Consider the following 18,576-nt stretch of genomic DNA (forward strand, 5'->3'; position numbering starts at 1 on the left):
GAGCCATGCTCGGCAGGGGCTCCACCGGTAAGGCCTCTGCCGAGCATGGCTCGGCACTACATTTGGATTGCTTGGAAAGCCTCTGCCGAGCATGGCTCGGCACTACATTGGGATTGCTTGGAAGGCCTCTGCCGAGCATGGCTCGGCACTACCGACAGCCGCGCCTACAGCGCTTGTTTTGCCGCAGCTGCCGCCTGCCCGCGCAATTCAGGAATCGCCAGGCTTTCCCACAGGCTGCCGATGCGCAGGCTGCCCAGCACCTGTACGCGCGGCTCAACCACGCCATCGGCGTCGATCAGGCTGCCGTCCGGCGTTGTATCCAGACCAATCCCATGCGGGCCGGCGCGGCCCACGCCACTGCCGAGCAACTGCTGCAACAGCGGATTGCGCATCGCCTGTGCACGCATTTCCACGCCGGTGGCATTGACCACGCACTGCACCTCCAGCTGCAGCGGCTGACGCCAACGGTCCTGTGCGGTCAGACGTACGCAGGCGCCTTCGGCAACGGCGGTTTCCAGGCGACCGCGGTGCAGTTGCAGCCGATCAGTTTTCTGCAGCTCCAGCAGCTGCGCATGCAGCGGCGCGGCGATACGGTGGCGATGCACGTCCCAGTACCGCACCACATGGCGCAGGAAGCGACGCTGATCGTCGAATGAAAGGGTTTGCCACAACCGTTGGCCCAGCGGACGGATACGCTCCATCACGCTCTGCCACGGGATATCGCGCGTCGCCGCTTCGGCCGCGTGACATCGCAGCGCGTGCATGCGCTGGCGCAGATTCATTGCCAGCAAGGGTTCGGGGTCGTAGTCGGCCGCAGCACCCTTGGCGTGCGGCAGTGGCAGCAGCGCATGCCGCGACATCACATGGATACGGCCGCGATGACCACTGGCCTGCAGCGTCGCCACGCTGTCGGCCATGCTCAGGCCAGAACCAATGATCGCCACGTCGGCGCTGTCCGCAATGCTGTCGAGCGCCGCGTAATCCCAGGCCTCCACACGCTTGCCATCTGCCAGGCCGCTGGCGCCGCGCGCCGGCAATGGCCGCAGCGAATTGCCCACCGCCAGGATCACCCGCCCAGCCTGCAGCGGCCGGCCCGAATCCAGGGCCAGCAACACGCCATCGTCATTGGGCTGCAGTGTCTGTACCCGTGCAGCCAGAATCTCCAATTGCGCAGGGCTGGCGTCCACTGCCTGCTGCAAGCGTTGGCGCAGGTAGTCGGCGTAGTAACGACGCGACACGAACTGCCCGGCCAGCTGTTCCCGCGAAAGCGCCGGAAAGGCCTGCACTTCACACAGGTAGTCGAGGAAATCCTCGGGTTGTTCAGGAAAGCCACTCATCTTGGCGGTCGGCACGTTCAGCACGTGCTCCTCGCGGGTGGTGGCATAGGCCACGCCACGGGCCAGCGGCAGGTTGGGCTCGATCACCAGCAGCCGCAGCGGCTGGCTTGCGCCACGCAGTACACCGATGGCGGCAAGTACGCCGGCGGCGCCACCGCCAATGATGGCCAGATCACACAATGCAGGGGTATCGATAACACTCATCTGCCCGATTGTAGGCGATGCAGTACCCCCGCCTGATGCTGCACGGGCATGTATTCATGCTGGCAGGGCGGGAACTTTTTCACACCCCTGAAACACAAAACCCGCCTTTCGGCGGATTCTGCTTGGAACAGCAGCTCAAACAATCCCGGAGGATTACTTGATCTTGCCTTCCTTGTACATCACGTGCTTACGAACAACCGGATCGTACTTGAGGAATTCCATCTTCCCCGGGGTGTTCTTCTTGTTCTTGTCGGTCGTATAGAAGTGGCCAGTACCGGCCGAGGAAATCATACGGACCTTATCGCGCTTGCCTGCCATGATCGTTTACTCCTCAGACCTTTTCGCCGCGCGCACGCAGCTCAGCCAGAACGGAATCGATACCGTTCTTGTCGATGGTGCGCAGTGCATGCGCGGAAACACGAAGCTTGATCCAGCGGTTCTCGCTGGCAACCCAGAAACGGCGCTCGTGCAGGTTCGGCAGGAAACGACGACGGGTCTTGTTGTTGGCGTGCGAGACGTTGTTACCCGTCTGCACTCCCTTGCCGGAAACTTGGCATACGCGGGACATTGCGCACCTCGGTAATGTTGATGACTTCCTTAGCCAGGAAGACGGCGGCCCCGGCGGTTACCCGCCACGCGTCATGGGAATCAAAGGGTTACGCTGACGAGGATGACCAGATGACGTGTTCCCGGCCACCGATCCGGAGAATTCCGGACACAGCGAGCCGCGTATTATGCCCAGACCCGACCTTGCTTGCAAATCCAAGTCCGTGCGGGCCACCCTTCGCCCATTCAGGCTGGCCGAAGTTCCCACCATGCGGCCCGCGCCACCCTCCACGCCGAGCGCAGGAACAGCAGCAACAAGGCCACTGCAATCAGCAGATCCGGCCAACCGGCGCCGAAAGCCCAGACCGCCAACGCGGCCAGGATCACCGCGCCACCCTCGTATACGTCATTCAACGAGCAGGCCCAGGCCGAGGCCAGGTTGATGTCGCCTTGCCGGTACGGCCACAGCAGGCGCAGGCAGAACAGATTTGCGGCCAGATTGAGCAGGGCAGCGATGCCCATGCTTTCAAACAAGGGCAGATGTGGATGGGCCAGCTTCCAGGCGATGCCTGCGGCGACCGCGATTGCCGCGCACAGGATGAACACCGCCTTGAGCATGGCCACGCGCGCCTTGGCGGCGAGACTGGCGCCGACTACGGCAAGGCTGAGTGCATAAGTGAGTGCATCGCCAAGGTTGTCCAGGCTGCCGGACAGCAATGAGGCCGAGCCGCTATGCCAGGCGGCGAGCATCATCATCACGAAGGTGATCAGGTTGATCGCCAGCACCTGGTAGAGCACGCGGCGCTGTTGCGCCTGCATGCGCTCGACTTCCAGGGTTTTGCCGCAGCCGCAGCAGTCGCTCATGGCGGCCTCCGTTGTGTGCCCGGAACGCATTATCGCGCGACATTGACAACCGCATCGCTGCGCGAGCGCGCAGCGATCCAGCCATCAGTAACTCATGCGGCTGTCAATGACGCATCCGGGCCCGCCCGCTATCAGGCAAGCACCGCCCGCCTCGGACGTGTTGCCACGCTCGCGCCAGAGGCGATTGGCTCGCCAGATGCAGGTACGGCGCGCTCCCGGCCCCATGCACGGATTCCCTCAATCTGTTCTGGCGCTGTCCGCGAAAGAGGCACTACATTCTGGAAGCTGCGACGGAACAGCTCGTCACTTACCACTTCATCGCCACGCAGATAGGCCTCCTTGACTACCTCACGCACCGCCGACTCCAGGTCCGAGCCGGCAAATCCATCAGACATTTCCACCAACTCGTCCAGCAGCGCCTCATCCAGGACGCCATCCTGCAGGCCTCTACGCGCGTAGATTCCGATAATGTCGCGCCGCTCCTCGGCCGTGGGCAGATCCACGAAAAACAGCTCATCGAAGCGCCCCCGACGCAGAAGTTCAGGTGGTAGCCGCGACACATCGTTGGCGGTAGCCACTACGAACACGCGGGTACGTGCTTCCTGCAGCCAATACAGGAATTGACCGACCAAGCGCGTGGAAGTGCCCCCATCACCATTGCCACCAGCGCCTGCCAAGCCCTTTTCGATCTCGTCGATCCACAACACGCAGGGCGCCACATGATCGGCCGTAGCGAGCGCCTCCTTCAGCCGCCCTTCGCTCTGCCCCAGATATTGCCCATGGATGGTAGACAGATCCAGCCGGTACAAAGGCAACTGCCAGTCGTGTGCGATCGCTTTCGCAGACAGCGACTTGCCGCAACCCGGAACACCCACCAACAGCACACCGCGTGGCGGGCGGATGCCGCGCTCGCGCAGGTCGGCCGTCAGTAGCGGGCGTTCGCGCTGCAGCCAAGCCTTGAGTCCGCCCAAGCCGCCAACCGACATCTCCGCACTACGCACCGAGACCCGTTCAATACCGCTGATATCAGCGAAAATCCGGTCCTTGGCCGACATCAGTTCGACCATATCGGCCTTGCTGATGCGCCCATTCACCAGCAGCGTGGCAATGATGTTCTCCGCCTCCAGCCGCGACACCCCTGCAAGAATGGCCGCTGCTCGTGCAACATCCTGATCATCCCACTCGATGACGAACTGTCCCCGATAAGGATCGATCTGCTCCCGGATGATCGCCGCCATCTCGTCTTCATTTGGCGCGGACAACTGCGCAGACATACCCAGCCGCTGCAACTGGCCGAATATCGGCTTACTGGTCACAACCACCAGAGAGCCACCGTGATCGGCAGCCAACATCACCACGTCAATCAACTGCCTTGCGGAAGCGGTGTCATCCTCCATATCGGACACTTCCGTCAAAACAAAGCTCAGGTTCTGCCGCTGCGTCATCTGCTGGCTTGCAAAATCCACCGCACCGATAACCGAACGATCTTCATTGACTACCCGCCCGCTAGACAGCTCGCGGGTGCCCTGCGAAAGCGTATGCACATAGAAGGGGGCACCCAGGCCACCAGCCACTTCACGCAGGATATCCAGCACCCGCGCACGTTCAGTACTACGGATCGAGATGAAAGGCACCCGCGCCTTCAGGTAGCGGGTCAATGTCGCTTTGAACTCAACTGCGTCTGTCATTTTCAAACCAGAAAAGAGCGCCGTCTCGACGGCGTTGGCAAGGTTGCCGCATCGCTCGCAGGCACGGCCGATGCAGTAGTCATGTTTGAATGGAAATGGCGCAGATCTTGATGGCGCAGGGTTCTGAGCAGCGTTTCGGCATTCTGCCTGCGGGCGCCGTCCTCGAGGGACTGCTGCATGCGTTGCGCAACCTTCTCGACGATATCCAGCAAGTGCTTGCGCAGGACCTCCGGCAATGCCGACAGGCTTGCCAATCTATGCAGCAAGCCCAGGTGTCGACGCGCGTCCAGCAGTGCACGCACCACCTCAACCTCATCCCTGCTGTAACTGAAACTGCGATCCAATCGCGCCGATAACGCCTGCACCCGCAGATCGAACACTGCATGGATGCGCTCGCTGAACAACGTGGCGACACCCGGTGTCCAATCAAGCTGACCACGCCCCATCGACAGCAGCACCGCATCATCATCATTGCCCTGCGCGAAACGCTCCAAGGCAATACTCCAGTCAGCGTAGGTGCGAGGAATCCAAACTTCCATCACGCCACTCAGCGCCGACGGCGGACAAAGCCGCTGGCGGGCAGTAAATCCCATCCAGGCAAGGCGCCGGCGAGTGCATCCATCACCGGGGCAGCCGTCTGCACTGGTAGCGCGGCGGATTCCGCCGCAGGGGCCTGCGGCAAGGGAGGCGGCATTCCCTCTCCCGGCAACGGCGGCGGCGAGTTTGCATCAAGCAATTGACGTGTCATGCGGTCTTCCTCAAGCAGTAGCCAGTACGCGGCGGGTGTTGTCATGTCCGCTCAAGGCGAACTGCTCTGGGCTGATGGACTCAAGCAGGGCCGGCAAGGAGTCGGCTTGGCTGTCGCGCTTGGAAAGCTCACGACGAACCTCAACCACTTCCGCCATGCAGGCTTTCAGCACCTGCAACGAATGTTCGCGCGTCTGCTGGAACTGCTCCCTTACCCGCGCCCGCACGTTATCCAGATTTTTATAAGCGAAGCCCACCCACAACAACAGGCCAGCCCCCATGGCCATTGGCACCAGCGAACCAAAACCGACGAGCAACAGCAAAGCCGCCAAACCCACACCCAACCAATGCAGGACCCCCAGCTTCACCTTGGCCAATGCAGCCTGCAGCTGCTGATCGATATGGGCACCAAGCGCGGCTTCCAGCTCATCTTGGTTGCCTCCGTCACGCGTCACCCCGGTCCAATCCAACACTTTGAGGCTTATGTCCACCGGCAACTGCGCGCGAATCTGCGCGGTCAAATCCTGATGCGCATCTAGAATCCAGGACCTCGACTGCGCCGTAGCAAAGCGCTGCGTCGCGCGCGAAGCGTGACTGGTCTCTGGATGCATGGCCGCATTGGTCAACAGCTGGGTGAAGCTGACCTGCTCTTCAAGCGTCTTTTCCTGAAGATCAAAGCGCTTCTGCGCCATGGCCCTATCACCGCTCTCGGAAATAATGAGGCGGCACATTTCCTCTTCACGACGCAGCGGGAGCTCGTCATCGTCAAAGTGCGAGACCAGTTTCTCCAGCAGCTGGTCAACGTCACCGGCAAGACTGTTTGCCGCCTTGGTCGGACCGGAGAAAACCGCCCCAAAATGATCTGTCACCACCGCATGGGTGGCGCAGCCATTGAGCGATGCCTGCAGCGCCGGCCAGGTCTCGCTGTGCTTCTTCAAGTTTGCAAAACGGTCGCCATCATCGGCGTTTGGCATCTTGAAGCGCAGCGCGCCTATCCACTGCGCGCGTTGCGCTTCAACAAAGCCGGCCCGCTGGGACAGCTCATCGACCCATTCAGCAGTCCGCTTGATGCATGCCTGTGCGGTCTCCAGTCCGAATACACCCCCGGCAATGGCATCGATCAAGACCACCGTCTGGCGATCCAGCAGCACCGGATTCTGTTGGGCCAGATAGCGCTCCATCCATTGCTGGGCCGCACCAAGGCGACCGGCGCGACGGCATACCAGTGCAAACAGCAGACTGGTCTTTTCATCGTCGCGGCGTATCGCTTCGGCCAAACCACGTTCTGCCAACTCGCGGTTGTCGTTGAGCCACGCCGCCAAAGCCACCAGCGCCGGTGCCAGCCAATAACCCGGTGCCGCGAGCATCAACTGCTCGGTTGCTGCGCGGATAGTATCCTGACGCACCAACTTGACATCCGCCGCCTGCAGAATGCCGGTCGTCTGGCGCCTGACCTCACCGTGGTGGCCAAAACGCGATTCCAGCTCCTGGCGAACCTTGACGTGTCGCGTCTCCGCCAAACCCAGTTCCTTGGCTTTGGCGTCAGCAGCGACAAATGCTTCAAACGCCAGCTGCAGCTGTTCCAGCCTATCGCGAGTTTCCTCGACATTCGACTGAACGTAGCCAACCTGGTTGCTCAACGATTCGATGTCGTTGTTGATTGCCCGCAGATTGCTGCTTATGGCGGAAATATCCGCCAATTGAATAATTCTCTGCCCGCTCATTGCGTTCCCTCGATGATTGCCGTTTGGCCGGATTCACTGACCGCCACCATGCGTGCCGCGTATACCTCGATGAACGCATAGGAACGGTGCAAGGCCAGCATCCGTGCTCTTTCAAGCGATAGCGGCAGCGCCTGACCAATCTTGAAGTGATCGATGATCAAACCACCCAAAGCCAGCGTATGCACTTCATAGGGGTTGCCCAGATAGCAGCGCGACACTATGCCGATCAGTTGTTCACCTGCGACCAGCTCTCCGAGTTCCTTGTCGATGGCCACCTTCAAGGCGTCCAGTGCCTGACGGTCATGGACATGCCCACCTGCATCCAGTCCGGCGACAGCTTGAATATAGGCAGCCGAACGCGATTGTCGCAGTGATTGCAGTCGCGCCTGTGGCGACTGCACTGTACCTGCCGCAGCGCGGCTACGGGCCAATAGAGGGACTGCAGAAACAGCGGCCTCCGTGCCGGTCAAAATTCGTCGAATCATTCCCCTGTTCCCAGTATCCATACCAACTCAACGACGACGTTAACAGTTTGGATGAGGTCCTCCAAGACATGCGGCCTGCATGTCAGGGAGAACCCCACAAACCAACCTTGTTATCTGTTGTTCCGGTGCAGCCAGCGGTACAGCACCGGCAACACCAGCAAGGTCAATAGCGTGGACGAGACGATGCCCCCAATCACCACCATTGCGAGCGGCCGCTGCACTTCAGAACCAGCGCCTACGTTGAAGGCCATCGGTACGAAGCCCAGCGATGCGACCAGAGCAGTCATCAGCACTGGTCGCAGGCGGCCAAGCGCGCCTTCGCGTACAGCCACATCCAGGCTGCGGCCTTGTTCGCGCAGGTGACGGATGAAGCTGATCATCACCAGACCGTTGAGCACCGCCACCCCGGACAACGCGATGAAGCCGACGCCAGCCGAGATCGACAGGGGAATGCCACGCATCGCCAGTGCCAACACACCACCGGTCAGCGCCAATGGCACACCGCTGAATACGATACTGGCATCGCGGGCCGAGCCGAACGCCCAGAACAGCAGGGCGAAGATCAGCAACAAGGTCACCGGCACCACCACCGCCAAACGCTGGCTGGCCGAAATCAGCTGCTCGAAGCTGCCGCCGTATTCCACCCAGTAACCAGCCGGCACCTTTACCTGCGTGTCGATGGCCTGCTGCAGCTCGCTGACGAAGCCGCCGAGATCGCGGTCGCGCACGTTGGCGGTGATCACGATGCGGCGCTTGCCGTTGTCGCGGTTGATCTGGTTTGGGCCTTCGCTGCTTTCGATGCTCGCCAATTCACGCAACGGAACCGTGCGCGCATCACCGCTGCGCCAGCCACCCGCACGACTGGATTCATCCGCGCTGTCCTGTGCCAACGCAGGTTCCAGTGACACCGGCAGATCGGCCAGTGCCGCCGGATCCTGGCGGATGTTTTCCGGCAGGCGCACGACGATGTCGAAACGACGATCACCTTCGAACAGCTGCCCGGCCACACGACCACCCACCGCGGTTGAAACAGTGGACTGCAACTGGCCCGGATTAAGCCCGTAGCCCGCCAATGCCGCGCGGTTCGGTGTAACCGTCAGCAACGGCAGACCACTGGTCTCCTCCAGCCGTACATCAGCCGCACCCGGCACCTTGTTGGCGACCGCGACAATGCGCTGGCCGACCTGCGCCAGGGTCTCCATGTCATCACCGAACAGCATCACCGCGACGTCGGCACGCACGCCCGAGATCAACTCGTTCATGCGCATCTGGATCGGCTGGGTGAACTCGTAGTTGTTGCCCGGCAACTCCTCCACCGCGGCTTCCAGCTCAGCCAGCAGCTGGCTGCGCGGTTTGCGTGGGTCCGGCCACTGCTTGCGTGGCTTCATCATGATGAAGGTGTCGGCGACCGAGGGCGGCATTGGATCGGAGGCGACTTCTGGCGTGCCGATCTTGGAGAACACCTTCTCCACTTCCGGCAGCTGCTGCAGACGCGCTTCCACCTGCTTCTGCATGTTCACCGATTGCGTGAGGCTGGTGCCGGGAATGCGCATGGCGTGCATGGCGACATCACCCTCATCGAGATTTGGCACGAACTCGCTGCCCAGCCGCGTTGCCAACAAGCCGCAACCGACAACCAGCACCAAGGCACCGGCAACCACCAAGCGTCCGCGTCGCATCACCCAAGCCAACAGCGGCTCGTAGCGCGAACGCAGCCACGCCATCAGCCGGTTTTCCTTCTCCTCCACGCGACCGCCGAGGAACATCGCAATCGCCGCAGGAACGAAGGTCAGCGACAGCAGCATCGCGCCACTCAAGGCCAGCACCACGGTGATGGCCATCGGGTGGAACATTTTTCCTTCGACGCCGGTCAACGCGAAGATTGGCAGATAGACCGCAGTGATGATGCCAAGACCGAACAGGCTGGGGCGGATGACTTCTGCAGTGGCACTGGCGGTTTCGGCGAAGCGTTCCTCGCGGGTCATCGCCCGGCCCAGCGCGTGTGTGCGTTCGCCGAAGCGACGCAGGCAGTTCTCGATGATGATCACCGCGCCATCAACGATCAGGCCAAAGTCCAGTGCACCAAGACTCATCAGGTTGGCGGAGACACCACCGCGCGCCATGCCGGTCAAGGTGAACAGCATTGCCAGTGGAATCACCGCGGCGGTAATCAACGCCGCACGGAAGTTGCCCAGCAACAGGAACAACACCACGATCACCAGCAACGCGCCTTCCAGCAGGTTCTTGGCGACGGTCTGGATGGTGCGGTCCACCAGTGCGGTGCGGTCATAGCTGGCGGTAACGGTGACGCCTTCGGGCAGGCTGCGCTGCGCCTGTTCCAGCTTGGCCGCAGCGGCCTGCGCCACCTCGCGACTGTTTGCCCCGACCAGCATCACCACCGTGCCCATCACCACTTCATGGCCGTTCTGGGTGGCGGCACCGCTGCGCAGTTCCGGCCCTTCGGCCACATCGGCGACGTCATGCACATGGATGGGCACGCCTTCGCGGCGGGCCAGCACGATATTGCCGATTTCCTCCAGCCCGGCAACTTGCCCCGGCACACGCACCAGGAACTGCTGGCCGTTGCGTTCGATGTAACCGGCACCGATGTTCTGGTTATTGCCTTCCACAGCTTCGGCGACATCATCCAGGGTAAAGCCCAAAGCACGCAGCTTGGCCGGATCCGGGGTGATGTGGATCTGCCGCTGGTAGCCACCAATCGTATTGACCTCGGTCACGCCTGGCACGTTGCGCAACTGCGGCCGAACCACCCAGTCCTGCAAGGTACGCAGATCGGTGGCGGTATACTGCGAACCATCGGGTTTGCGTGCCTTGGGATCGGCGTCGATGGTGTACATGAAGATTTCGCCAAGCCCCGTCGCAATTGGCCCCAGTTGTGGGTCCAGTCCTTCCGGCAGCTGCGACTTCACCTGCTGCAAGCGTTCGGCGACCTGTTGGCGGGCGAAGTACAGGTCGGTGCCGTCCTTGAACACCACCGTCACCTGCGAAAGGCCATAGCGCGACAGCGAGCGCACCTGTTCGAGCTTGGGCAGACCCGCCATCACCGTTTCCACCGGATAGGTGATGCGTTGCTCCGTCTCCAGCGGTGAGTAGCCGTCGGCGGCGGTGTTGATCTGCACCTGTACGTTGGTGATGTCTGGCGTTGCATCGATGGACAGACGGGTGAAGCTCCAGCTGCCGATCGCGATCAACGCGAAGGTAAGCACCATCATCATCCAGCGATGGGCGATGGCGCTGCGGATGATGCGCTCAAGCATGGCGGCGCCCTCCGCGTTGCTTGCGGCATTGATCAATGTTCATGCGCGGCCCCCGCCTTGCCGATATCGGCCTTGACCACATAGCTCTGCTCGACCACGACCTGCTCGCCAACGCGCAGGCCGTCCTTGATCTCGACCTTGCCGGCGTCGCGTGCACCCAGGGTCACCGGGCGTGCGGTATAGGTGTCGCCTTCGCGCACGAACACCACCTCGCGGCCTTCCATGGTCTGCAGCGCGGAGAGCGGCACGACAACCGCTGCAGGCTGCATCGCCACCACAATGCGCGCCTTCACCGCGGCACCAGGCCGCCACAGGCCATCGTCATTGCGCACGCTGGCGCGGGCCACGGTGCTCTGGCTTGCGGTGGCGGTGCCGGGCAGCACGCGTTCCAGCGTGGTGGTCTGGCTGACGCTATCGGTCATGCGGGTCACCGTGACCGGTACGCCGGCGGTGATGTGCTGGGTGTCCTTGCCGAAGATATGCAGATCCACCCACAACTCGGACAGGTCGCCGATCTCGAACAGCGGCGTGCCCTCGCCCGCCACCGCACCCACCTGTGCCTGCCGCGACAACACCACGCCGCTGATCGGCGCGCTGACACTGTAGGTGGTCAAGCTGAGATTGCTGTCGATGCTGGCCAGGGTCTGCCCGGCGCTGACGCGATCGCCCACGTTGGCGCGCAACGTGCGCACCGGCCCGGGGAAGCGTGCCGTCACCTGGGCGACGCGACCGTCCACCGGCGTCAACAAGCCCTGCACTTCGTGCTCGTCGGCGATGGTACCGGCCTGCACGGCAGCGCTGCGGATGCCTGCCTGCTCGGCCATTGCGGCCTTGATGGTGGTGCTTTCAGCTTCGGTCTCCTCGCCCTCTTCGTGGGCGTGGCCCGCTGCTTCACCACCCTTCTGTTCGTCATGGCCATGGCCAGCTTCTTCCGCCGCCCCTGCGGCGGCTTCCGCGGCCGGCTTTGCGCCGCAGCCGACCAACAACAGACTCATTGCCAGCACGCCGGCAGCTACAACATTGATCGGACGGCTCATCGTGCGTTCTCCACGGCAACGGTTGCATCGGTGGCCAGCATTCCCTGGCCGGTAAGACGCTGGATTTCTATCAGCGCGGTTTGTGCGGCGATGGCCGCATCCAGCTGGCGCTGACGCGCCTCGATGCGCATGGCCTGCAGCTGCGCCCACTCCATGTAGCTGGCGGCACCGGCGCGCCACGCGCGTTCGGCGGCACGTTCTGCCTTCTGCAGCTGCGGCAGCACATCGGCCTGCATGCGCTGCACTTCCAGGCGTGCAGTGACATAGCGACCGTGTGCTTCGGCCAGGGTGGCGTACAGCTGTTGCTGGCGAGCCTGGCGCTGATACGGCAGCAGGGCGAGATCAGCTTCTGCCTCGCGGATCTCCGGCGCGGCACGGCGGGCGCTGCCCAGCGGAATGCTGAAGCCGCCGACCAGCGAGGTGGCGTTATCGGCGCGGCTGTTGCGCACCCCCACCTGCCAGTTCCAATCCGGACGGCTGCGCGTGCGCACCAGCTGCAGCTGTGCTTCGCGGATACGCTGCTCGCCGAGCAGTTCAGCCAGTTCCGGTGCGCGCTGCAGATCTTCATTGAGCAATGCAAAGTCGCGCAGTGCCGGCAGCTGCAGCGCATCGCCACTCACCGCCTTGAAGTCAGGCGCGCGTGCGCCCCACAACGCGGCCAGCGACAAGCGCGCTGCAGCGGCCTCTTCAATCGCCCGATCTCGATCCAGTTCGGCCTGCGCCAGCATTGCCTGCGCGGTGAACAGCACCGATTCGGGCGAGGCGCCGGCCTGCAGGCGCAGACGTGCGGCATCGACCGCGCGGCGACGCTGTTCGATATCGGTGATGGCGATCTGCAATGCCGACTGTGCTTGCGCAACTGCCAGGTAACGGCGCGCGGTTTCGGCCAGCAGATCGAGTCTGGCGATGGCACGTTGCGGCGCCAAGACATCGATATTGGCCTGGGCCAACATGCGACGGGCGTCGAGCTTGTCGCCACGCTCCAGCACGCCGGACAGGCTGACCGTGGTTTGCGCGCCCTGCACACCGCGGGTGTCGCCGCTGCCGAGCAGGTTTTCGAGGTCCACGCCCACCTGCATGGGCGGACCCAGCAACGCGGCATCGCGGCGAGCTTCAAGTACCGGACGCTGCGCATCGATCAGGCGCAGTTCGGGGTGATCAAGTGCAACGCGGACGATGGCATCGTCCAGCGTCAACGGCACAGCAGACGCTGGCACCTGCGCATACACGCGCGGCACCAGCGCAAAGGCGACAACAGCCGCCAGGCGCATCCACATGGGTTTCTCCAGATAGCAGGTTCAGACGTGGGGACCGGCCAAGGGGCCGGGACGTCAGACGGCTATCGGGGGGCGGAACAGACTCTCGGTCGGGTGCGAGACCCGTTGCGTGCCAAGTATGGCCACTGCCTGCTGTGCAGGCGGCGATGCCACGATCCAGGCCGGGGTAACGGTAGGCAGCACGCCACCGTGGCCGTGGCAGTCCACGCAATGCACCAGCGCGTGCAACAGTGCATTGGCGCTGTCCTCCGCATCCGGGGCCATGGCCAGCTTGCTGTCGTCGTGCTCGTGCACGTCGGCACCGATGTCGGTATGCGCCAGCATGTGGATATCGGTCAGTGCCGCAGCCAGTGAAGTGCCGAACACGCCAATGCCGACCAGCGCCAGCATCAGCAGGCGTAGCAGGTGGAGACGGCGGTGGCGCAGGCTGTGCAGCATCGGCGCAGGTTAGCCGGTGCGTATGGAGTTACACAATCGCAGTGTGGTTGCGGTGGTTCAGCTGTGGGCTGTTGCCCCTCCCCTTTGGCGCATCCAAGGGGGAGGTTGGGAGGGGGTGGCTTTGTTTGTGGCTTTTGCGTGTTGCTTTTGGTCACTGCGAAGAGCACCCCTCCCCAGCCCTCCCCTTGGCTGCGCCAAAGGGAGGGGGCCAAGCCTTACTTCGCTGCTTTGCGCTCGGCGATGTAGGCGTGGATCTGCTGCTCCAGCACCGGCAGCGGTACCGAACCCTGCTTGAGCACGGCGTCGTGGAAGCCCTTGATGTCGAACTTGTCGCCCAGTTCCTTCTCGGCCTGTGCACGCAGCTTGACGATGGTGATCTCGCCCAGCTTGTAGCTCAGCGCCTGCGCCGGCCAGGAGATGTAGCGGTCCACTTCGGTGGTGACTTCGTGCTCGCTCAGCGCGGTGTGATCACGCAGGTAGGCAATCGCGCGGTCGCGGTCCCAGCCGTAGTGGTGCACGCCGGTGTCGATCACCAGGCGGCAGGCACGCCACATTTCATAGGTCAGGCGGCCGAAGTCTTCGTACGGGGTCTGGTAGATGCCCATGTCGACGCCGAGCTTCTCGGTGTACAGGCCCCAACCTTCGCCATACGCCGAGATATAGGCAGTGCGGCGGAACTCGGGCTGGCCGGTCTGCTCGGCGGCGAGTGCGCCCTGCAGGGCGTGGCCGGGATCGGACTCGTGCAGGGTGAGTGCCGGCAGGTTGTACAGCGGGCGCGCCGGCAGATTGTAGGTGTTGAGCCAGTAGGTGCCCATGCCGCCGCGGCCGGCGGTCCAGAACGGGGCGATGTCCGGCGGCACCGGCACGATGGTGAAGCGCGCACGCGGCAAGGTCATGAACTTGCCGATCACGCCATCCACGCGCTTGGAGATCCACGCCGCACGCCACAGCAGTTCGTCAGGCGTCTTGGCGTAGAACTGCGGGTCGGTGCGCAGGAACTCGAGGAAATCGGCGAAGCGGGTCTGCTCGCTCTTACCCTTGAAGCCGACCTTGTCGATGATGGTGTTCATTTCCTGCTGGATGCGATTCACCTCCGCCAGGCCCTGCGCATGGATCTGCTGCGGGCTCAGGTCCAACGTGGTGTATTCGCGGATCTGCTGGCGGTAGAACTCCTTGCCGCCCGGCATTTTCTCGGCAGCCAGGGTGGTGCGCGATTGCGGCACGTACTCCTGCCGGTAGAAGGTCAGCAGCTTGCCGAAGGCCGGCACCACGCTGGCGCTGATGGCCTGCTTGGCATCGGCCTGCAGCTTGGCCTGCTCGGCGGCGGGAATGCTGTTGGGCAGCTTCTTCAGCGGCTCGTACAGCGGCGACTCGGTCGGGTCCTTCAACTCGGCCACGGTCGAGATGGAGACATCGCGACCTTCCAGCACCGCGCGCGGCACACTGAAACCACGGGCAAGGCCGGCGCGCATATTGACCATCTGCTGGTCGAAGTAACGCGGCACATCGTTCAAGCGCGCGATGTAGTTGCGGTAGTCGTCCGCGGTCTTCATCTCGCGGCGGGCCATGAAGCTGAGGTTGGACCAGAACGAGGAATCCGAATTGAACGGCATCTCGTAGCTGCCCAGCCGCACTTCATCGGCCAGGCTTTCAACCTGGTAGTGATAGATGGCGTAGTTGATCTGGTTCTCAGCGGAGAGCTTGCTCGGGTCGATGGCCTTGAGCTTGCCCAGCACCTCGTCCCATACCTTCAACCGTGCCTGCTGTGCCGCGGCGCTGACGTCGGGCAGGCGCGTGCTGTTGGCCGGGGCGTCGCTGTCTTCGCTGGCTTCACCGCCACCGGTCTGGCGCCAGGCCCATTCCTTCTCGTAGATGGCCTTGAACTGCTCATCCAGCGATTGGGTAGCCAGCGTGGCCGGGGCCGACGGTGCGGCGGCAAAGGCCGGGGTGGCGCTCAGGCCAAGGGTGAGCAGCAGCGCAACGGTCAACGGCGATTTCACGATCAGTATTCCCCAGGTGATTCATTCACCCCGATCATCGCATTGAAGCCGCCGCCCGACCTAGACGGATTCGGGCGGCAAATCTGCCGGATTCGGGCACAGTCGCCCGCTCAGTGGCCGGCCTTGTCGCGCTGCCAGCCGCGGTGCTTGATGTCCAAGCGCAGGCTGTAGAGCGCGGTGAACGCCGGGAACAGGTTCTGCACCACGCCCACCGCATCCTGCTTGGACGAGAACAGGAAGTAGCTCAGCGTCATCAAGCTGCCGAGCACGCTCATGTACCAGAACAGTCGCGGGATCACCGGCTTGCCGGCACGCCGCGAAGCCACGAACTGCACCAGCCAGCGGCCGCCGAACATCAACGCGCCGGTCAGGCCGATCAGCTTCCACGGCGACATGTGCAGGCCGGTCCACTCCAGCCACACCAGCGGTTGGTTCATGAAATCCATGCTCAGACCTCTTCCACCGCGGTGCGCTTGGAACGGGTGATCAGCCAGGCCACGCCGCGCAGGTCGCGGATGCCAACCAAGGCACGGCCGAGGTTGTTGTACTTGGATACGCCGGCGGTGCGATGGCGGTGATTGACCGGCACGCTGACCGTCTTCCAGCCGGCACGCTGCATCAGCGCTGGCAGATAACGGTGCATATGGTCGAAATACGGCAGGTCGAGGAAGGCGGCGCGCTCGAACAGCTTGATGCCGCAGCCGGTGTCCGGGGTGTCATCGCGCAGCATGCGCGCGCGGATGGCATTGGCCCACTTGCTGGCCCAGCGCTTGCTGCCCGAGTCCTGGCGATTGACGCGCCAGCCGGCGAACAGCCGTACCTGCGCTTCGGCGCCGTTGCGGGCGGCCAACAGCTTGGGAATATCGGCCGGGTCGTTCTGGCCGTCGCCATCCAGGGTGGCGATCCACGGCGCGCGTGCGGCCTTGACGCCGGTGCGCACCGCCGTGCTCTGCCCGCTCTGGCTGACGTGGTGCAGCACCCGCAGTTCCGGGTTGGCGGTTTTCAGCGCCTGCAGTACCTGCAGGCTGTCGTCCTTGGAGTTGTCGTCGACGTAGACGATCTCGAAATCAATCTGGCCGCGCAGCGCGGCGGTGATTTCATTGACCAGCGGGGTGACGTTGTCGCGCTCGTTGAAGACGGGAACAACCACTGAGAGGCTGGGCTGGTTCATTGCTGATTCCGCAGGTTGTGCATTTGAAGAAAGGTCAGGCATTTTCCAAAACTCAACTTAGCGGCAGATGAGTCAGGCGCGCGGCCCGAAGTACGTACGGCACCACTCCACCACCGGCGGCAGGCCCAGTTCGATCGGCGTGTCCGGCGCGTAGCCGAAGGCAGCCTGGGCGCGCGAGGTATCGGCCATGGTCTCTACCATGTCGCCCGGCTGCATCGGCTTGTAGACCTTGTGCGCCGGGTGCCCCGCGGCCGAGGCGATCACGTCGATGAAATGTTCCAGCTCCACCGGGGTGTGGTTGCCCAGGTTGAACACCTGGTGGGGTGTGGCCTGGGCGGAGGGATGCGACAGCGCCCCGAGGATACCTGCGACGATGTCAGAAACATGTGTGAAGTCGCGCCGCATATGGCCGTTGTTGAACACATCGATGCTGCGCCCGGCCAGCACCGCGCGCGAGAACAGCAGCGGCGCCATGTCAGGCCGGCCCCAGGGGCCGTACACGGTGAAAAAGCGCAGGCCGGTAGCCTTCAGGCCGTATAGCTGCGCGTAGGTGTACGCCATCAACTCGTTGGCGACTTTGGTGGCCGCGTACAGCGAGCGCGGCTGGTCCACACGCTGCTCCTCGGAGAACGGCGGCGTCGCCGAGTTTCCATAGACCGAGCTGCTGGAGGCATAGACCAGATGCTGCACGCCGCGATGCCGGCACAGTTCCAGCACGTTGACGAAGCCGACCAGGTTGCTTTCAACGTAGGCGTGCGGGTTTTCCAGCGAATAACGTACGCCGGCCTGCGCGGCCAGGTGGATCACCTGCGTCGGCTGGATCTCATCGAACAGCGCGGCCAGGCCGTCACGGTCGGTGATGTCCAGCGCGCGGATATCCAGCTGCGGGCACAACGCGGCGACGCGATCGCGCTTGAGCTGCGGGTCGTAGTAGTCGTTGTAGTTGTCCAGCCCGACCACGCGCTCGCCGCGTGCGGCCAGGGCCTGACAGGTGTAGGCGCCGATGAAGCCGGCGGCGCCGGTGACGAGAATGGTCATGCAGTTGGTCCAGACAGGTGTTCGCGGGCCGGATTGTGCCGGCCCGGTTCGATGACATCGCCGATGTCGTTGTCGCTCAGCAGGTCGATCAATGCATCAGCGCCTTCGCGCAGCTTCAAGGCCATTTCCTGCGGGTATAGCGGCACCACCGACAGGAACTCGATGCTGGTGTCGTCATCGACCACCAAGGTGTCGAAATCCTCCGGCGCCGACAGTGCCAGCAGCAGAATCGCGCCATCGAAATCCACGCCCGGCGCGTACGCTTGGGCCGGATCGCCGTTGGGCACGGTGTGGGCCAGGCCGAGCCAGGTGTTGTGCTTGTGCGGCAGCCGCGCCAGCGTCTTGAGCAGGCGGATGGGCCAGTAATTGCGCTCGTCCTGCAGCTGCGCGTGCTCCAGCGGCCAGTCGCCCGGCAGGGTCAGCATCAGCTCCAGATAGGGCGAGACCTCGACATCATCCGGCAGCTGCATCGGCAGATCGCTCATGCCGGAGGTGACAAGCCGCGTATTCGGGCAATCCCCGCACGGCGGCACGACATGGATGTCCAGGTGCACGGCGTCGGAAATGATTTCGTGCAGCACGCTGGCTATCGGCCCAAGATGGCGTTCGATGTGCGCGCTGATCGCCTCGACATGCGAATGGCCGCGCGCCGGTTCGAAGTCGCTGGCTTGCCCATGGCTCAGCATGCGGCTGCCGCCCGGGCTCATTTCGTCGCCTGTGTTGCTCATGCACTGCTCCGGTT

Annotated in this window: 18 protein-coding genes; all 18 read right to left on the bottom strand. The window is 63.3% G+C overall.

The window, feature by feature from the left end; genetic code table 11:
• Positions 1–164 precede the first annotated feature (164 nt).
• Complete coding sequence (locus ACVOMB_RS15135) at positions 165–1,541, bottom strand: FAD/NAD(P)-binding protein (RefSeq protein ID WP_481531934.1); 1,377 nt, start codon at positions 1,539–1,541, stop codon at positions 165–167.
• A 153-nt stretch (positions 1,542–1,694) separates the two neighbouring features.
• Complete coding sequence (gene rpmG / locus ACVOMB_RS15140; protein WP_172675037.1) at positions 1,695–1,862, bottom strand: 50S ribosomal protein L33; 168 nt, start codon at positions 1,860–1,862, stop codon at positions 1,695–1,697.
• Positions 1,863–1,872: 10 nt separating this feature from the next.
• Entirely contained in the window at positions 1,873–2,109 is a 237-nt protein-coding gene (rpmB, locus tag ACVOMB_RS15145) for a 50S ribosomal protein L28 (protein ID WP_431595526.1), read from the bottom strand.
• Between the two features lie 224 nt (positions 2,110–2,333).
• A complete protein-coding gene (locus tag ACVOMB_RS15150; RefSeq protein WP_481531935.1) occupies positions 2,334–2,951 on the bottom strand; it encodes a cation efflux transmembrane domain-containing protein in 618 nt (205 codons plus the stop codon).
• A 131-nt stretch (positions 2,952–3,082) separates the two neighbouring features.
• Positions 3,083–4,639 (bottom strand): AAA family ATPase, encoded by a 1,557-nt coding sequence (locus ACVOMB_RS15155; RefSeq protein WP_481531936.1) that lies wholly within the window; start codon positions 4,637–4,639, stop codon positions 3,083–3,085.
• Between the two features lie 2 nt (positions 4,640–4,641).
• Complete coding sequence (locus tag ACVOMB_RS15160; protein WP_481531937.1) at positions 4,642–5,178, bottom strand: hypothetical protein; 537 nt, start codon at positions 5,176–5,178, stop codon at positions 4,642–4,644.
• 8 nt (positions 5,179–5,186) lie between these two features.
• Positions 5,187–5,387 (bottom strand): hypothetical protein, encoded by a 201-nt coding sequence (locus tag ACVOMB_RS15165; RefSeq protein WP_481531938.1) that lies wholly within the window; start codon positions 5,385–5,387, stop codon positions 5,187–5,189.
• A 10-nt stretch (positions 5,388–5,397) separates the two neighbouring features.
• Positions 5,398–7,086: a hypothetical protein gene (locus tag ACVOMB_RS15170; RefSeq protein WP_481531939.1), complete on the bottom strand. Its 1,689-nt coding sequence runs from the start codon at positions 7,084–7,086 to the stop codon at positions 5,398–5,400.
• 20 nt (positions 7,087–7,106) lie between these two features.
• Positions 7,107–7,595, bottom strand: a complete 489-nt coding sequence (locus ACVOMB_RS15175; RefSeq protein WP_481531940.1) for a hypothetical protein — start codon at positions 7,593–7,595, stop codon at positions 7,107–7,109.
• A gap of 110 nt (positions 7,596–7,705) precedes the next feature.
• Positions 7,706–10,873 (bottom strand): efflux RND transporter permease subunit, encoded by a 3,168-nt coding sequence (locus ACVOMB_RS15180; RefSeq protein ID WP_481531941.1) that lies wholly within the window; start codon positions 10,871–10,873, stop codon positions 7,706–7,708.
• 32 nt (positions 10,874–10,905) lie between these two features.
• Positions 10,906–11,910 (bottom strand): efflux RND transporter periplasmic adaptor subunit, encoded by a 1,005-nt coding sequence (locus tag ACVOMB_RS15185; protein WP_481531942.1) that lies wholly within the window; start codon positions 11,908–11,910, stop codon positions 10,906–10,908.
• Positions 11,907–13,187, bottom strand: coding sequence for a TolC family protein (locus tag ACVOMB_RS15190; RefSeq protein ID WP_481531943.1), 1,281 nt, complete (start codon positions 13,185–13,187; stop codon positions 11,907–11,909). The genes ACVOMB_RS15185 and ACVOMB_RS15190 overlap by 4 nt, the downstream gene beginning before the upstream one ends.
• Before the next feature lie 54 nt (positions 13,188–13,241).
• Positions 13,242–13,625 (bottom strand): hypothetical protein, encoded by a 384-nt coding sequence (locus ACVOMB_RS15195; RefSeq protein ID WP_481531944.1) that lies wholly within the window; start codon positions 13,623–13,625, stop codon positions 13,242–13,244.
• Positions 13,626–13,840: 215 nt separating this feature from the next.
• Positions 13,841–15,625 carry a DUF885 domain-containing protein gene (locus ACVOMB_RS15200; protein WP_481531945.1) on the bottom strand — a complete coding sequence of 595 codons (1,785 nt, stop codon included), beginning with the start codon at positions 15,623–15,625 and terminating at the stop codon, positions 13,841–13,843.
• Between the two features lie 110 nt (positions 15,626–15,735).
• On the bottom strand, positions 15,736–16,071 hold the full coding sequence (locus ACVOMB_RS15205; protein WP_481512806.1) for a lipid-A-disaccharide synthase N-terminal domain-containing protein: 336 nt from the start codon (positions 16,069–16,071) through the stop codon (positions 15,736–15,738).
• Positions 16,072–16,073: 2 nt separating this feature from the next.
• The gene (locus ACVOMB_RS15210; RefSeq protein ID WP_481531946.1) at positions 16,074–16,796 is read right to left on the bottom strand and encodes a glycosyltransferase family 2 protein; all 723 of its coding nucleotides are present in this window, start codon (positions 16,794–16,796) and stop codon (positions 16,074–16,076) included.
• 72 nt (positions 16,797–16,868) lie between these two features.
• On the bottom strand, positions 16,869–17,834 hold the full coding sequence (locus ACVOMB_RS15215) for an SDR family NAD(P)-dependent oxidoreductase (protein ID WP_481531947.1): 966 nt from the start codon (positions 17,832–17,834) through the stop codon (positions 16,869–16,871).
• A complete protein-coding gene (locus ACVOMB_RS15220) occupies positions 17,831–18,562 on the bottom strand; it encodes a suppressor of fused domain protein (protein ID WP_481531948.1) in 732 nt (243 codons plus the stop codon). Before ACVOMB_RS15220 ends, ACVOMB_RS15215 begins: the two co-directional genes overlap by 4 nt.
• Positions 18,563–18,576: the final 14 nt, after the last annotated feature.

It is taken from the genome of Stenotrophomonas sp. STEN018, assembly GCF_056760235.1.

What these genes read in the sequence shown, in the direction of transcription:
- ACVOMB_RS15135 (WP_481531934.1), bottom strand. Translation starts at nt 1,541, where the DNA reads ATGAGTGTTATCGATACCCCTGCATTGTGTGATCTGGCCATCATTGGC.
- rpmB (WP_431595526.1), bottom strand. Translation starts at nt 2,109, where the DNA reads ATGTCCCGCGTATGCCAAGTTTCCGGCAAGGGAGTGCAGACGGGTAAC.
- ACVOMB_RS15150 (WP_481531935.1), bottom strand. Translation starts at nt 2,951, where the DNA reads ATGAGCGACTGCTGCGGCTGCGGCAAAACCCTGGAAGTCGAGCGCATG.
- ACVOMB_RS15155 (WP_481531936.1), bottom strand. Translation starts at nt 4,639, where the DNA reads ATGACAGACGCAGTTGAGTTCAAAGCGACATTGACCCGCTACCTGAAG.
- ACVOMB_RS15160 (WP_481531937.1), bottom strand. Translation starts at nt 5,178, where the DNA reads ATGGAAGTTTGGATTCCTCGCACCTACGCTGACTGGAGTATTGCCTTG.
- ACVOMB_RS15165 (WP_481531938.1), bottom strand. Translation starts at nt 5,387, where the DNA reads ATGACACGTCAATTGCTTGATGCAAACTCGCCGCCGCCGTTGCCGGGA.
- ACVOMB_RS15175 (WP_481531940.1), bottom strand. Translation starts at nt 7,595, where the DNA reads ATGATTCGACGAATTTTGACCGGCACGGAGGCCGCTGTTTCTGCAGTC.
- ACVOMB_RS15180 (WP_481531941.1), bottom strand. Translation starts at nt 10,873, where the DNA reads ATGCTTGAGCGCATCATCCGCAGCGCCATCGCCCATCGCTGGATGATG.
- ACVOMB_RS15185 (WP_481531942.1), bottom strand. Translation starts at nt 11,910, where the DNA reads ATGAGCCGTCCGATCAATGTTGTAGCTGCCGGCGTGCTGGCAATGAGT.
- ACVOMB_RS15190 (WP_481531943.1), bottom strand. Translation starts at nt 13,187, where the DNA reads ATGTGGATGCGCCTGGCGGCTGTTGTCGCCTTTGCGCTGGTGCCGCGC.
- ACVOMB_RS15195 (WP_481531944.1), bottom strand. Translation starts at nt 13,625, where the DNA reads ATGCTGCACAGCCTGCGCCACCGCCGTCTCCACCTGCTACGCCTGCTG.
- ACVOMB_RS15205 (WP_481512806.1), bottom strand. Translation starts at nt 16,071, where the DNA reads ATGGATTTCATGAACCAACCGCTGGTGTGGCTGGAGTGGACCGGCCTG.
- ACVOMB_RS15210 (WP_481531946.1), bottom strand. Translation starts at nt 16,796, where the DNA reads ATGAACCAGCCCAGCCTCTCAGTGGTTGTTCCCGTCTTCAACGAGCGC.
- ACVOMB_RS15215 (WP_481531947.1), bottom strand. Translation starts at nt 17,834, where the DNA reads ATGACCATTCTCGTCACCGGCGCCGCCGGCTTCATCGGCGCCTACACC.
- ACVOMB_RS15220 (WP_481531948.1), bottom strand. Translation starts at nt 18,562, where the DNA reads ATGAGCAACACAGGCGACGAAATGAGCCCGGGCGGCAGCCGCATGCTG.